Origin of the sequence: Pseudoalteromonas sp. S1727 (assembly GCF_005886375.1) — a bacterium.
Lineage (GTDB): Bacteria > Pseudomonadota > Gammaproteobacteria > Enterobacterales > Alteromonadaceae > Pseudoalteromonas > Pseudoalteromonas haloplanktis.
The window spans coordinates 21,971-38,532 of the sequence record NZ_PNDT01000073.1 but is presented as its reverse complement, the minus strand read 5'-3'; the positions used below and the strand labels follow the sequence as shown (position 1 = coordinate 38,532).

At 40.2% G+C, this 16,562-nt stretch carries 11 protein-coding genes; 5 read left to right on the top strand and 6 right to left on the bottom strand.

The window, feature by feature from the left end:
* The first annotated feature begins 162 nt into the window (after nucleotides 1–162).
* From pxpB to CWB85_RS15545, 5 genes are all read left to right on the top strand, one after another.
* Complete coding sequence (gene pxpB, locus CWB85_RS15565) at nucleotides 163–828, top strand: 5-oxoprolinase subunit PxpB (protein WP_138555387.1); 666 nt, start codon at nucleotides 163–165, stop codon at nucleotides 826–828.
* Nucleotides 825–1,754, top strand: a complete 930-nt coding sequence (locus tag CWB85_RS15560) for a 5-oxoprolinase subunit C family protein (RefSeq protein WP_016709678.1) — start codon at nucleotides 825–827, stop codon at nucleotides 1,752–1,754. Before pxpB ends, CWB85_RS15560 begins: the two co-directional genes overlap by 4 nt.
* 115 nt (nucleotides 1,755–1,869) lie before the next feature.
* Nucleotides 1,870–2,538, top strand: coding sequence for a pyroglutamyl-peptidase I (pcp, locus tag CWB85_RS15555; RefSeq protein ID WP_138555386.1), 669 nt, complete (start codon nucleotides 1,870–1,872; stop codon nucleotides 2,536–2,538).
* A gap of 155 nt (nucleotides 2,539–2,693) precedes the next feature.
* Nucleotides 2,694–4,364, top strand: a complete 1,671-nt coding sequence (gene asnB / locus CWB85_RS15550) for an asparagine synthase B (RefSeq protein ID WP_138555385.1) — start codon at nucleotides 2,694–2,696, stop codon at nucleotides 4,362–4,364.
* A complete protein-coding gene (locus CWB85_RS15545) occupies nucleotides 4,351–5,196 on the top strand; it encodes a PhzF family phenazine biosynthesis protein (protein ID WP_171039026.1) in 846 nt (281 codons plus the stop codon). Before asnB ends, CWB85_RS15545 begins: the two co-directional genes overlap by 14 nt.
* 4 nt (nucleotides 5,197–5,200) lie before the next feature.
* Here CWB85_RS15545 and egtD read toward each other — a convergent pair whose 3' ends face one another.
* From egtD to CWB85_RS15515, 6 genes are all read right to left on the bottom strand, one after another.
* A complete protein-coding gene (gene egtD / locus CWB85_RS15540) occupies nucleotides 5,201–6,172 on the bottom strand; it encodes an L-histidine N(alpha)-methyltransferase (protein WP_016709674.1) in 972 nt (323 codons plus the stop codon).
* Nucleotides 6,173–6,174: 2 nt separating this feature from the next.
* A complete protein-coding gene (gene egtB, locus CWB85_RS15535; protein ID WP_138555383.1) occupies nucleotides 6,175–7,440 on the bottom strand; it encodes an ergothioneine biosynthesis protein EgtB in 1,266 nt (421 codons plus the stop codon).
* 251 nt (nucleotides 7,441–7,691) lie between these two features.
* Complete coding sequence (locus CWB85_RS15530) at nucleotides 7,692–10,766, bottom strand: efflux RND transporter permease subunit (protein WP_016709672.1); 3,075 nt, start codon at nucleotides 10,764–10,766, stop codon at nucleotides 7,692–7,694.
* Between the two features lie 3 nt (nucleotides 10,767–10,769).
* Nucleotides 10,770–11,786: an efflux RND transporter periplasmic adaptor subunit gene (locus tag CWB85_RS15525; RefSeq protein ID WP_016709671.1), complete on the bottom strand. Its 1,017-nt coding sequence runs from the start codon at nucleotides 11,784–11,786 to the stop codon at nucleotides 10,770–10,772.
* A 373-nt stretch (nucleotides 11,787–12,159) separates the two neighbouring features.
* Nucleotides 12,160–12,789, bottom strand: a complete 630-nt coding sequence (locus tag CWB85_RS15520; protein WP_016709670.1) for a hypothetical protein — start codon at nucleotides 12,787–12,789, stop codon at nucleotides 12,160–12,162.
* A gap of 607 nt (nucleotides 12,790–13,396) precedes the next feature.
* Entirely contained in the window at nucleotides 13,397–16,450 is a 3,054-nt protein-coding gene (locus CWB85_RS15515) for an ATP-binding protein (RefSeq protein ID WP_138555382.1), read from the bottom strand.
* Nucleotides 16,451–16,562: the final 112 nt, after the last annotated feature.

Sequence of the window (16,562 nt, the reverse complement as noted above, 5' to 3'; positions counted from 1 at the left end):
ACCTTATACGCATAAGCACATGTTTTGCTTATGCGTTCCCCGCTTAGAGTCAACAGTCATGGCTTGAGTCTTAAAATCCATAAATCTAATCGCATTGCTGTAAACATTTAATACTGAGTGTGCTAGTTTGGAATGATTAAGAATTAATAAAAATAGTCACCCATGAATTCAAACGCCACCGTGTTTGTTGTTATACTCAGTAGCAATAGTGTGCATTTAGATGCAACACACTTAAATGACGACAGTTTAATAATCCAAAAAAGAATTTGGGCATTGGTGAGTCGCTGTAACGACACCAATGCCTTTATTGATGTTGTACCAGCCATGAACTCGCTCACTGTTTATTTGAGCAACCCCGCTGAACTTGAAAAGTGGCAAACCACCTTAGCACAGTGGTGGGATGAGATTGATCCGCAACAACATCAAGGTACACATCATAAAATAATCACCCACTATGGTGGTGACTTTGGCCCCGATCTGAATTTTGTTGCTGATGCACACGGCCTATCACCAAAACAAGTGATTGAATTACATAGCAGTGCTCACTATCAAGTTTTGTTCTTAGGCTTTCAACCTGGTTTTGTCTACTTACATGGGTTAAATGAGCAATTACATACACCTCGAAGAGCAACCCCACGTACACATGTAACCAAAGGCTCTGTTGCAATCGGGGCTAGTCAAACGGGTATCTATCCGGCTGACTCTCCCGGCGGTTGGCATATTATTGGCCACACTGATTTTACTTTATTTAACTGCCACGCTAATCCTCCCAGTGTTATTCAACCTGGCGATACACTGCAATTTGTTTGTTTGGAGTCTGCCTTATGATCACGGTATTAAAACCCGGTTTATTAATGACGATTCAAGATAAAGGCCGTGCTGGCTTTCGCCATTTGGGTGTTGCTCAATCAGGAGCCGTAGATCGTTACGCTATGACCATCGCAAACCGTTTACTCGGTAACAATGATAATGATGCCGTTATTGAAATAACGTTAGGGTTGGCACAGTTACAATTTAATTGCGACACCGTTATTGCCTTAATTGGCACTGATATGAAAGCAAAACTTGACGATACGCCTGTTTACCCTGGTTGGACATATACAGTCAAACAAGGTCAAATATTGACGTTTTCTGCAGCTAGAAATGGCTTTAGAGCTTACCTAGCGGTTAAAGGTGGCATAATCTGTGAACAGGTAATGAATTCACGTGCGACCGATTTAGCTGCAGGCTTTGGAGGAGCAACCGCAGCCGCGCTCAAAGACAACGATACGCTCAGTATTACGCCCTACTCCCAAAGTTGGCCAAAACTGGGGGCACTCTCTCCACCGAAACGTAATGTCATTCGTATTCACCCAAGCATACACGCAAACTTACTTAAGCAATCAGTACTTGACGATTTTTGCGTAAAGACATGGCAAGTAACCCCGCAATCTAATCGAATGGGCGTAAGGCTCCAAACGCAAAGTAATCAATTAACACACTCGCATTCGTTACCGTCTTTGCCTGTCAGCCCAGGCTCAATCCAGTTACCCCCCAATGGTGAACCAATTGTATTGCTTAATGATGGTCAAACGACCGGTGGCTACCCATTACTTGGCACCGTAATTAGTGCCGATCTTTATCATTTTGCCCAACTTAAACCGGGTGACAGTATTAACTTTAGCTATGTCGATTTAGCAACGGCAAATGCAGCACAAGCTAAACTTGATGCCCACATGCAGCAACTGTCTATCGCACTTAAAAACAAGTATTAACGACCGTGTTTTGTTTAAAGTTAAAAAATACGCTGTAAAGTACGTTTACCATGCTATAAAGAACAACTACTTCCGCCTTCATCTTGTTGGCGGTTAAATCTATAGGTGGTTTTTAATGACGAAACTGACATCCAGTATGCCCTGTGTATTGCTCACCGGCTTTGCGCCATTTGCTGGGGAATCGATTAACCCTTCTTGGCAAACTGTCAGTAAGCTAGATGACAGTTTGATAGCAAAACACCGCGTTATCACTTTAGAATTACCCTGTGAATTTCATCGTTCATTGGCAATCCTATATCAAGCGATTGAGCAACATCATCCTGTGTTGGTGCTTTGTGTTGGCCAAGCTGGTGGACGCTGCGAAATTAGTATTGAGCGTATTGCAATTAATATTGATGATGCACGCATTGATGACAATGCAGGCAACCAACCGATTGATACACCTGTGATAGCAAATGCACCTGCTGCATATTTTACAAATCTTCCTATTAAACGTATGTTGCTTGCATTACATCAGGCTGAGATCCCTGCTGCCATCTCAAATACGGCTGGCACCTATGTGTGTAATCACGTGATGTATGGTCTGTTGCACCATATCAATCAACACGAACCTCAAATTAATGGTGGCTTTGTTCATGTACCCTATTTACCTAGTCAAGCGGTGCACCACAATGGCGCACCCAGCATGAGCGAAGACACGTTACTCAGTGCATTAAAAGTCATGATCAACGAAGCGATCAGTGCAAAACAGGATATAAAAGTAGCAGCAGGCACCACTCACTGATCATTTTGGTGCACCACCATTCATTATGGTGCATAAATTATTCTAAAAATATTGTAAAAGCTATGTGACTTAGTTAATTATTTCTGTTAAAACAAGGGTTCGCGTTTAGGAAAAATCTGCCTATGGCGCACACATGATAGGAATGAGGAGTTACTATGTGTTCAATTTTTGGTGTATTAGATATTAAATCTGATCCCGCCCAATTGCGTACCCAAGCAATTGAAATGTCAAAATTATTACGTCACCGTGGTCCCGACTGGTCTGGTGTCTATTCATCTGAAAAAGCGATTTTAGTGCATGAGCGTTTAGCCATTGTTGGTGTTTCAAGCGGTGCACAACCATTATACAACCCTGAAAAAACTAATATTCTAGCTGTTAATGGTGAGATATATAATCATAAAGAATTAGCTGCAAATCTTGAAACCGAGTTTACTTTTCAAACTCAATCAGACTGTGAAGTGATATTAGCGCTATACAAGCAAAAAGGCCCTGAATTTTTAGATGACCTTAATGGCATTTTTGCCTTTTGTTTATACGATGAAGAACACGATGCCTACCTAATTGGCCGTGATCATATTGGTATAATTCCACTTTATACCGGCCATGACGAACATGGTAATTTTTATGTTGCCTCAGAGCTCAAAGCATTATCACCTATTTGTAAACACATAGAAGAGTTCCCACCAGGGCATTACCTGTGGAGCAAAGACGGTCAGTTACGCCCTTATTATCAACGTGATTGGCAATCTTTCGATGCCGTTAAAGATAATGATGCAAAAGCCGAAGACGTAAAAGATGCCTTGGAAGCTGCCGTTAAACGCCAACTTATGTGTGACGTACCGTATGGTGTATTACTTTCTGGTGGCTTAGATTCTTCTGTTATCTCAGCAATCACCCAGCGCTTTGCCGCTAAGCGTATTGAAGATAATGACGAAAGTGATGCGTGGTGGCCAAAACTGCATTCTTTCTCTGTTGGTCTTGAAGGGTCACCTGATCTAGCAGCAGCTCAAAAAGTAGCTGATATGATTGGTACTGTGCACCACCCTATTCACTTTACTATTCAAGAAGGTATAGATGCACTACGGGAAGTGATCTATCACATTGAAACTTACGATGTAACGACCATTCGAGCTTCAACACCTATGTATCTAATGGCACGTCAAATTAAAGCTATGGGGATTAAAATGGTGCTCTCTGGTGAAGGTGCCGATGAGTTATTTGGTGGTTACTTGTACTTCCATAAAGCACCTAACGCACAAGAGTTCCATGAAGAGCTCAATCGTAAAGTGTCTAAACTACACATGTTTGATTGCCTACGCGCAAATAAATCAATGGCTGCATGGGGGGTTGAAGCCCGTGTACCTTTCCTAGATAAAGAGTTTGTTGATGTGGCAATGCGCATTAACCCTGAGGCAAAAATGTGCGGCAATGGTAAAATTGAAAAGCATATTTTACGTGAAGGCTTTGAAGGCTACCTACCAGATGAAGTTCTGTGGCGACAAAAAGAACAATTTTCAGATGGCGTTGGCTACAGTTGGATTGATACATTAAAAGAATACGTGGCTGAACAAGTGAGCGACCAAGATTTAGCCAATGCTAAATTTAAGTATCCAATCAATACACCGGATTCTAAAGAAGCTTATTTCTATCGCAGTATTTTTGAATCTCACTTCCCTGGAGACGCAGCTGCTAAGTGTGTTCCGCACGGTAAGTCTGTGGCGTGCTCTACACCTGAAGCACTTGCATGGGATGCATCATTTCAAAATAATGCCGATCCTTCTGGTCGTGCCGCTGGTATCCATAACGACGCCTATGCGCAAAAGTAACAAACGACTTTGCTTATATAACACTCACTTAAAAGCTAATAAGTACACAGCCTTGCGCTGTGTACTTATTGCTGCAGAGCAAACAGTTTTTAGTGATCCTCATTCCCAATGCTATGGCTCATCTGCATTAATTATCATCCACAGAAATGGCTTGACCTCTGCCATGATGCAAAAAATAGCCAGTAGCAGCACGCATCCCGCCACCGTATTTCTAAAACAACAGGATATTAAAAAACGTCACTGCGCTATTCGTTGGTTTAATCACAGCCATGAGATCAGCCGCTGTGGTCACGGCACGTTGGCAGCAGCACTCTTTTTAAAAAAATTTCAAGGTATAAGCCCACAAGGTTTTTATTCTAACAACAAAGAGTTATTTTCGATTAAAAGCCAACGTAAGCAAACGCAGTTGCAAATGACAACAATAAAAAGCACACAAATTGCCCCTCTTCCACTACTTAGCAACGCAATAAAAGGCAAAATAATAAAAACATACCAAACTGCAGAGCAACATGGCTATATCACAGTGTTGGTTGATAATCGACAACCTTTAACGTCATATATTGTCGATATCGACGAACTGACTCATGTTGCCAATGCGGTGATCTTATTACAACAAGCGAATATAACAGAGCAACAAGGTGTTTGGTATTTTCGTTATTTTGCTCCTTATTACGGTGTTAATGAAGACCGTGCTACAGGCTCAGCTTTGAGCGTTATAGCACCAATCACAGAACAACTAACACATAAAAAACAATCTTTGCTGATACAACAGTCAAGTACTAAAGCGGTGATCCACTCCTGCTTATCGGGAAAAAGTGTGATCATTTATTAAAATGCTATAGTGGCCTTAATAAACACAATGCAAAGTAGCCTCGCTGATCTTGCCAAGTATGCTCTAAACGCAAATTAGCTTGAGCACTCAACTGACTAAATGCCGCTAGTGTGTATTTATGAGAATTTTCAGTATGGATGCTTTCACCTTCCGCAAAGTGAAATAATTGACCATTTAGCCTAACTGTCTGCTCGCAGTCACTGGAAAGGTGCATTTCAATGCGGCTTAGCTTTTCGTTAAATCGTGACTGATGCGTAAATTGCTCTGGATTGAAGTCTGCACCGAGCTCATTATTGATCCGTAATAGCAGATTTTTATTAAATGCAGCTGTGACCTTTTTTTTATCATCATAGGCATCAAGTAGCACTTGCCGATCTTTGACAAGATCAATACCAATGAGGACATAACCGTTAATACCGCACAAGCGATGGAAATTTTTCATGATTTCAATCGCTTTAACCGGTGAAAAATTACCGAGTGTTGAACCTGGAAAATATACCAAGTTAGTTTGTGTCTCCAGCTGCGCTTCGCGACTGAGCTGCTTGACCATTTGGCTATGTGTAAAATCACCGAGCAAAGGCGCAATCGCAAGCTCTGGGAATAACGGCGATAAATGGGCCAGTGAATAGTTAAGCATTTCACTTGAAATCTCAAATGGTACAAAACTCTTAACATTCACTAAATGCGCCAGCAAATAAGCAATTTTTTTACCTGAGCCACAACCGGGCTCTATTATTGATAAGTTATCAGGTAGCAACTGTGCAATGGCTTGGCTATATTGACTTAAAATACTTAGCTCCGTGCGGGTCACATAGTATTCATCAAGTTCAGTGATCTGTTCAAATAAAGCAGCCCCTACATCATCATAAAAGTATTTACAGGGTAGGTTTTTTTGTCGTTGCGATAACCCGGCTATAACATCGTTTAAAAACTGAGTATCTACTTTGTTTGTCATTAATTGTGTTATTTGGCTCATAATCAATCCTTAGCGAGTCTAATGCCACTGCGCATCCACGCTTGATATGGGTAATAAAAATTGCGATAAGTGAGTCTTAAGTGATTTTTCGGGGTAAATTTACAGCCACCGCGTAATACCATCTGATTAGCCATAAATTTACCGTTGTACTCCCCCGCGACACCTGCAACTGGCTTAAAGCCCGGATACGGCAAATAAGCACTGTTTGTCCACTGCCAACAATGTTCAGTAAGTTGCTCTATAACAGGTGCTGTTGAGTTTGCACTGTTGCTTTGTTTAAACTGATCTTCTAATGTATGCGCCGCTGCATATTCCCATTCAAACTCTGTTGGCAAACGTGCATTACAATAATGGGCATAGGCACTGGCTTCATAAAAGGTAATATGAGTTACTGGCTCTGCAAGTGCTAGCGGTTGCAATCCATGCAAGGTAAATTCAAACCACTCATTATTTATCTTGTGCCAATAAAGCGGCGCAGTTTGATGCGTTTTATTTATCTGCGCCCAGCCATCACTTAGCCAGTGTTCTGGGTTTTGGTAACCACCACTTTGCATAAATGCAAGATACTCGCCATTGGTTATTAAGCGATTAGCGAACCTGAAAGGCTGAATAAACACTTGATGTTTTGGTCGTTCATTGTCGTAACTAAAGTCGCTCTCAGCTGCGCCAATGTCGATTATTTGCTGCGAAAATGGCACAAAATTGAGTTCGCTCACTTGGCTTTGGCTAACTGCTACAGGGTTGTTATTTTTATCGTAGTAATGAGGAAATAGTGGGTTAATCGAAAAGTTGTATTTAATATCCATTAACATCAGTTCTTGATGCTGTTGTTCATGATTAAGACCAAGCTCAATAATATCGGCAATCTCTTTACTAACATGAATTGTTTGGTTAAGAAATTCTAATACAGCATTATCTACATAACGTCGGTAACCAAGTACACTCTCTAGACTAGGTCGCGACAATGCTCCTCGACTGGCACGGCTGTACTGATCGCCTATCCCATTGTAATACGAGTTAAAAAGCACTTTAAACGCGCTATCAAATACTTGGTATTGCGCTTGTTGTTGAGTAAGTAAAAATGTCTCAAAAAACCATGTCGTATGAGCCAAATGCCACTTGCTAGGGCTTACATCAGCCATCGCTTGTAATTGACAATCTTCGGCTGACAGTTCAGCTATCAAGTTAACGCTATGCTGTCGAATTGCATGGTAACGGTTTATTAAACTTGCGATCTCCTCGTACTTTGCATTTGATGTAAAATTCATATGTTATAAGTATCCTTCTGTTTGCCTTATACTAAAGATAGACCACAGATACGTTAAAACACATTCAGATGACAGCTAGATTAAAGTCAAATTAAAATTACAATGTCATTAATTCTTGATTGTCTACTGCCAATTAAAGATTAGACCGATAGGTTTAATACTAATTTTTCTTTATTTTAAACACAAAAAATCGGCTAGGTATAAGCTAGCCGATTGATAAAATTGGTTATTCTACTTACCCAATAAATTACTTAAACATTCGCTAACTCTTGTTCAAGCTGCTTACTTTCATCGCCTCTTGGTGAAGTAAAACGTGCAAGCCCTAAATATATCACCGGTGTTAAATACAAGGTAAACAATACCGCAAGTGATAGCCCACCAAATACTACCCAACCAATTGCATTGCGTGCTTCGGCCCCTGCACCGGTTGATAATATTAACGGCAATGCACCGAGCAAGGTTGATACTAAAGTCATCGTGATCGGTCTTAAGCGCACTAATGCCGCTTGCTCAACGGCTTTGCGAACTGATAAACCTTGATCTCGTAGTTGATCGGCAAACTCAACTAGTAGAATCGCATTTTTAGCAATTAAACCTATTAACATCACTAAGCCTATTTGTGAGTAAATATTCAATGAAGTCCCCGTCAGGTAAAGCGCTAAGATTGCAGAGGTGATGCCAAATGGTACTGTGACCATTACTACAACCGCACTATTTACGTTTTCAAATTGTGCGGCCAAGACTAAGAAGACAATTAAAAATGCCAATATATACGTAATAAACACTTCATTAGAGGTTTCTTCAAACGTTAACGCTTCGCCTTTGAATGCTAAGCTAATGCCACTTGGTAATGTTTGCTCAGCAATTTCACGTAACTGCGAGACAAGCTCGGCAATACTCATGTCTTCTGGTAATTCCATATCTAATTCAATGGCGCGGCGCTGTGCATGACGTTCAAGTTCTGCTGCAACCCCTTCTTCACTAATTGTGGCCACACTACTCAATGGTACGAGTCTCCCATTTGCAGCACTGACATAAAGATTAGCTAAATCACTCGGATCGTTAATGGTTTGATTTTGTGATTGCAGCATTATCGGCACTGATTGGTCACCAATATTTAGATCGGCTATGTCATCACCATTGATAGCAGCACGCAAAGTGACTGATATATCACTCAACAAAACACCTAACTCATCAGCGCGGCGTCTATCTATATTAACCCGTAACTGTGGTTGTGAAGGTTGATATGAAATCCTAACATTATCAATTGCAGGAATTTGTTGCTCAACTTGGGCAGCAAGTTGCTGCGCCGCTTTATAAATTTGTAAGTAATCTTGCCCTAATAACGCCAGCTCAATTCCGCCTCCTTGGCCACGTAAATTTAAACTATTAGAACCGTTAGGATAGCCAGCAGCACCAGGGACATTACCCAGTGGTGCACGAATTTTATTAATGATCTCTTGCTGAGTAAAATGACGCTCGTCCCAATGCTTTAATGGCACTGTAATGAACACGATATTTGGATCCCATTGCCCTACGACCGTATAAATAGATTCTATTTCACCACTTTCTACGTACGGTAATAAAATGTCTTCCATTTGCATTGCTTGGCGATCCATAAAATTTAAACCAACGCCATCGGGCCCACGGGCAAAGATACGAATTTTACCGCGGTCTTCTGATGGTAATAACTCATTATCTAAATTGACATACAATGCGCCAGAACCGGCTGCAATCAATACGCACGCAGCAAAAGTGAGCCATGCATGATCAAGTACCCAATGAATGGTTTTAGTGTAAATATTAGCAAGCCAATGACCTATTTTTGCAAATGGATGTTTACCTCCTTGCTTTAATTTTAACTTTGAGGTTAATGCAGGAACCAAAGATAACGCGACAAAACTTGAGATGATCACAGCACCTGCAAGTACCCCACCAAACTCCCTAAATAGTCGCCCAGCGGTTGAGGGTAAAAATGCGATAGGGACAAATACTGCTGCCAAAACAGCCGTTGTGGCCACAACGGCAAAAAAGACTTCCCGTGTGCCGATAACTGCAGCTGCACGTCGACCAAGCCCTAAACCACGTTGTCGTTGAATGTTTTCGCTGACCACAATCGCATCATCAACAATCAAGCCCGTTGCAAGTACTAATGCTAAAAGCGTAAGTATATTAATTGAAAAGCCCAGTGCCCAAATCAAGGCTAGTGAACCAACCAAAGCAACCGGAATTGCAAATGCTGGAACTAAAGTCGCGCGCCATGACCCAATAAATACCCACAACGTAATTATCACAAGTAACACGGTTAATACTAACGACGAGATCACTTCATCAACTGAGCTTCTAATAAATTGCGCATCATCTGATGTCAGAGTAAATTCTAGTTCAGGAAAACGCGTTTGCATTTTCGCTAATAAACTTAACACTTCATCTGATATCTCAATGGTGTTTGACTGTGCTTGGCGGATCACTTCCATACCAATCACAGGCTGGCCATTTAAACGTACCATAGAGCGTGGATCCGCAGGGCCAAAATACACAGCTGCAATATCGCCAATACGCGTACCATCTCGAATAATAATATCTGCTACCTGCTCTGCGGTCACTGAGGTTGCATCTGCACGGACAATAATCTGTTGATCGGCTGACTTTAAACTACCTGCTGGTACGTCAAATGGAGCTTGGCGCAGCACTTGGGCAACATCAGGTACTGTTAAATTAAAACTGGTTAATTTAAGTGGGTCTAATCGTACTCTTAACACTCGTTTGCGGTCACCATTTAGGCGTACATCAGCAACACCTGGAATGGTTAAAAACTGTGGGGCCAAATCCACTTCAACTAATTCAGTCAAAGCCTCAAGCGCTAAAGACTCGCTTGAAACGGTTAACGATACTACAGCTTCGGCATCGTTATCCGCTTTAATAATCGAAACTCGTTCAACCTCTTCTGGTAACTCACGTTGCACTCGCGCTACGGATTCACGCGTTTCATTTGCAGCATCATCAAGATCGACACCAGCACGAAACTCAACCACAATACGTGCGCTGCCTTCTTCACTCTGCGCACGAATGGTTTTAACCCCACTGACTCGTGCAACGGCACCTTCTAACTTGCTAGTTACTTCGGTATCAACGGTCTCCGGTGAGCCGCCCGGAAAAGAAGCCGATACTGTGATCCTGGGGGTATCAACATCGGGCAATTCACGTACCTCAACACCCGCGATTGCAGCTATCCCTGCAATTATAATTAATAAATTGAGTACGACTATTAATACTGGACGACGAATTGCCATTGAAGGCAAGTCTTGCATCATAGGTGATTGCATTTGCTACTCCTGCACAGTTGCAAGTGGTTGCACAAATTCAAGAGCTTGTGCGGGACGAAGCCGTTGCACCCCTTCAACCACCAAAATGTCGTCTTTATATAACGGGCCTGAGACTAATAAACGTCCTGCTAAACGTTGCTGAATTTTAACATCCACACGCGTGGCTTTTTGCTCAACACTTTTCCATACATATGGACCTGTTGCGCCCCAAAGCAAAGCAGCTTCAGGCACTGCCGCAAAGCGCTCACCTTGTATTTCTATATGAACTCTAAAACTCATACCTGGTAAAAATTGTGCGTTTTTATTGTCTAATTTTGCTTTTACCCGCAGCGTTCTGGTTTGAGGATCAATACGTGAATCAAGATAAGCAACCTTAGCATTGACTGCCTTGTTACCCTGCCATGGAATAACGCGCACTTGTCCGCTACTTCTGAGCATACTAATTGCGGATTCTGGTGCATTAAAATTAATGTAGAGTTGTTGGGTATCATCAATACTTGCTATGGCTGTCTGTGTTGTAATGCGGTCGCCGACTTCCACATCAGTCAACCCCATTGTGCCACTAAAAGGGGCACGGACTTGACGGTCTTGTAACTCAGTCTCAGCTTTAGTGACGGCTACTTTTGCTAACTCGTACACGGTTTTAGCATCGTCTAAATCACTTTGCGGTACCGCTCCTTTAGCATGACTTTGTTGCAAACGGGTTTGAATACGCTCGCTATCGGCAAGCTTTATTTTTGCTTCATTCAAGGCAGCAATTTGTCTGCGCGAATCCAGTTCTAAAAGCACCGAACCCGCAGTTACTTTATCACCTGGTTTAAAATGTACCGCCGTCACTTTATCACCCACAGCCGGATAGAGAATAACTGAGCGGATAGCTTCTGCATTGCCAACTGCTTGCACTTGCTCATTGGCATGTTCCATCGCAACACGTTCTACAAGTACATTAGCAGCCAGTGCCGAAGGTACAACCGCAGCACAACTAAAATAAACACAAGTTATAAGCACGCGAAATTTCAAAAGTTCACCTAATTAATTATTATTTCTATTATAATACCCAGTGTATCAGCCTTTTGATCAATAAAAAGTCTAGTTCGATTAACTGGCAAAACAATACGTTGAAATACCTTGGAAGTGGCAAGAATAAAAGATAATTGAAAGCGTTGTATTGAACGCAGCGATTTACACTTGTTATTAGGTGAACATTGTTAGGTGAATAATTATTAGCTGAATAAGCCTTAACTTAAACCGTCAGATTCGATTAACAGGACGTAAACAAGCCTGACCGTTACTAATGTGCTGTGAGCAGACGGTGATAACGCTTAACATATGGGGATTTTAGGAGCACTTTTTTCAGCGAATAAAATTCTGACCATGATGTTTTTTGTGAGGCCTAAACTAGATCCCTTTTAAAATCGTCATACAGCTTTTGAACTATAGGTTCTGAGGCTGCATTTAAAAATTTAACCATTGATTCTTTTGATAAAAACAAGTCCTTTAGCTTTATTGAGTATCCAGGGGCGACAGGAGAAATTGGTATCGCATTATAAGACCACATGATTTTACCCGAGCTATCGAATAGCTGTGCAGCGATATTAAAGCGAGAATTGAACTCGTCAGAAAAACCATGAACCATACCTAAAACTACAACATTAAGTGTAATCACTAACTTATTTTGAGAATTGCTATCAAAGTTAATATTAAGGTTATCAGCTTTTACTTTTTCAATGAATTGATTCTGCACGATCTCATTTAAGCTTATATGATTTTCTTTCATAAATTTTAACGCAAGCTCTCTAACTCCTAAGCCGTCACTAGCAGTTCCAGAATAATAATAACTGACACCTGTCCATTGAACTTCAACCGTACTTATAGCTGTTAGCATTGAATTATCGTTTGGGCTGGCTTCAAGCTTTATAGTTTGTAACTGATCGAAATTTTCTTTTTTCAGTTTTACACTCGGGACTGATGAACATCCACTAACAAAGATTATAAAAAGAAGTACCAAATAATGAAGTTTCAACGAAACTCTCCTATAGACCTAACGAGCCTGTAGAATAACTCGTTTAAAATTTATTTTTATTTATGCATTAACCATAGCCGAGTTCCTATTTTGATTCAATTAGTTACTTTGATTTTACGTAAAATATAAAAAGCGGATTTGCTGTTGCTCTAATGGGGGTTTTGGAAAGTATGACAGGTGTTTGAGTGGCATACTTGAGGTAATAAGGGCTTACTCTAATTAATGCATCATGTTTTACGCATGCTCATATTAGCCTTTAAGTTAATCCTCATTTACTTCTCATTCCCTTCTCTTTGTGCAAAAAAATTTAGTGAATTATTCACAAAGAGGTTAAGAGACGCTGCGCTTTAGAGGAATATCACAAATACTTCGCTAATAACATAAAGGTTATCGCGTAGCATCCCAATATGTGTTTGCCGTAAGCTACTTGCTTAACAGCCGCATCGACAGACGAAGTAAACGAATTTGTTTATTGATTTAGAATTGACCGTCAATTTATAAAAACGGTCAAAAAGAATTTTCAATAAATTTCTGTTTAGAAACCCAAAAGTAAGAGTGTTAAATCACTTACTTTGCTTAACTAATGCACTATATAAGTGCCACTCAATTAACGGTTTAACCACATAATTAATTTACTTTTTAATGTGTCGGGTTTTATCGGTTTGGTTATATAGTCATTCATTCCGGCTGAAATACAGCGCTCTCTATCGCCAGCCATAGCACTGGCTGTCATGGCAATGATGGGAACCTGCTTGTAAGCAGTACCAGCGTGCCCCTTACGAATAGCGGCAGTGGTATCGTAGCCATTTAAGTTTGGCATTTGGCAGTCCATTAAAATCAAATCAAAAGATGTAGTTTGCTGTGATTTTAATGTTTCAATGGCTTCACAACCATCACTTGCACAAGTGATAGCAACTCCTGTCCTTTTTAATATTGCTTTGGCTACTTCAAGGTTGATCATATTATCATCAACAAGAAGTACATTAAATTGTGAGAGGTTTATCTCTACTTCGTCTGTTTTTAATGGCTTTTGCGCGGGCAGTAAAAAACGCTTACTAGTACCAAAAAGACTGGCTAATTTAAAACTCAGCTGATCTTGCGTTAAGGGCTTATTAAGTACATGACAGTTTTCCGGGTAACTTGTTTTAACTTCCTTATTTAATAATAAGTCTCTTAAAATAAGCATGTATTTCTTGTTTAGCTGCTCACACAAGGCGATCAACTTATCAAGTTCAGGGTGTTCATTGTCAATAACGAGAAGGTCCACGTTCAGCTCATGATGCTGTAAAAGGTAATCAAAGCGCTGAATATTATTGGCTTTAACGTTACAGTTTTTCACTAGTAGATTACTTAGGTTATTAAACACACTGTCTTTATCAATCAGTACACCAACTTGTATATCATTGATTAACTCTATCGGTGTGTTAAGTTTTTTTTCTGCTGCGACATGCAACTCAACGAACGCGGTAAAACAACTGCCTTTCCCTTTCTCACTTGTTACCGTTATGTCCCCTCCCATTAACTGAGCTAGCTTCTTACAGATGGATAATCCTAAGCCAGTTCCCCCAAAATGGCGTGTCGTGCTGGTATCTTCTTGGGTAAACAGATCAAATAACTTGTCTTGGTTCGCAGCTTCAATACCAATTCCTGTATCAGTGACTGCAAAGCTCATAATTAATTTATCATCCGTTAGATAATTAACATCTAAACTTAAACTTACCTCGCCTTTATGGGTGAACTTAAACGCATTGTTTAACAGATTTATCAGGATCTGTTTCAGCCTATGGCTATCACCAACCACTAAACGATCAATCACTTTATTGGTATTAAGAATGACTTCTAAGCCTTTACGTTGACCCTGTAATGCCATCGATGTGATCATGTCACTGCACACGGTGATAATGTCAAAACTATGGTTATCAATATCCAGTTTACCCGCTTCAATTTTAGAAAAGTCCAAAATATCATTAATTAATGTCATCAAAGAATGAGCACTGTTGTTAGCCAACTTTAGATAATGTTGCTGTTCTTCATTAAGGGAATCATCTTTTAGCATGTCTAACATGCCTAACACACCATTCATCGGTGTACGTATTTCATGAGAAATGTTTGCTACAAAGTCACTTTTAGCTTGGCTTGCTGCGAGTGCATCTTCAATTGCAGTTTCTAATTCAACTGTGCGCTGGGCTACCTTTTGTTCCAACGACTCGTTAAGTTTCTTAAGCTCAACCTGTGTTTTTTTAAGTGAATCAATATTCCTCAATATAGCAGCTACTTGTGTTTGCTGGCTAAACACATCAAAAACAGCTGTTAAAGTGATTGAATAGTAATGTTTTTGGTTATCGGCTGCTATATATATGCCTTCAAAAGAAGATTTGTTCCCTTCAATAATCGTGTTTGCAATACACGATGTATCTTTATCTTTTAATTGAAACAACTCGTTAAAAACTACTTTTCCTTCCACTAAGTTAAAATCCGTTTTTGCAGTTTGGTTTGCATGGCAGATCACGCCATTAGCTTTTACAGTAACAATTGCATCCAGTGAGTTTTCAATGATTTTGTTATTTTGCTCTTTTAGTGAATGTAACTCTAATTTACGATTTATATAACGCTGGTATAACCACACCAAAAATAACAGCGTTGAAAATAGTCCGATAACTATCAGTATAAAGTTATCTCTGCGCTGTGTTACTTCATTAAGTAAATAGTCTGTGTCTATTGAAACCGCTAATGTAAGTGGCAACATTTCAACTTTCCCCTCAAATGAAATCTCTCTTTTGAGGTAATACTGCGATGGCAGTTCAGTCAGTGGTAATGCTGTATATTGACTCATGAGTTGAGTGGTTGAGAATTCATCAAACCAATTTGTAGTCTGGTCAAATTCAAACGCAAATTGTAAGTTTGGCTCTGGGTGATATAAAAATTGATTATTATTATTCAGTAAATACAGGTTGATCCCATTAGGCGTATTAAACGTTAAGCTGTTAATGAGTGCTTCAGCGAAGTAATTAGCAACAAGAATACCAAAGACTTGCCCATTACTATCAAAAACAGGTTTTGCAACACGGTAGGTACTGACATATGGAACCTGTATTTTGCCGTTTTCGCGATTATAGTTAATCGGAGAAATATACACCGAATTCTCATCAAGCTTACTTGCTTCTATTACATAATCACGTTGCCCCTTTTTTTGCAATTGAGAGTCTGTAAGTCGGATTAGCCCCTCCTCGGTTCTGTCAATGCGGACAATCTCTTGCCCTTGCTCAGCCAGCATAATATAGCGTGATTGGGCTAAGTCACCGTCAGTTTGCATAAATCCAGTAAATATTTCAGCTAAGCGTGTTTGCCACACCTCCATCGGTGTTTTTAACTCAGGATCAACCGAATTATTAGCGGCGGCACGCATAATGCCAGAAACGGGTGGCGTCACATTAAAAAATTTAATTGTCGCTATACTGTTTTGCAGCTGTTCACGTAATGCGTGGCTTTTCGTATCTAATTCTTCTTGCAGATTAGCATACGCTAACTGGTAGACATCTTTTCGCGTTTTTAACTCAAAAATATAAAGAGTGGGGACCAACAAGATACAAAAAGCTAATAGTGCAATCAGAAAGACTTTATTGCCACTTACTAAACGGTTAAAGGAGGTATTATTTGGCATCGAACACGTTCTACTGTCTATAAACTAATACATAGTATAGGTAAATTAGAAAAATATTTCTCATACTTATTAGGACGCGTTGAGCTTTTAGGAATAAAGATCCCCACTTGTC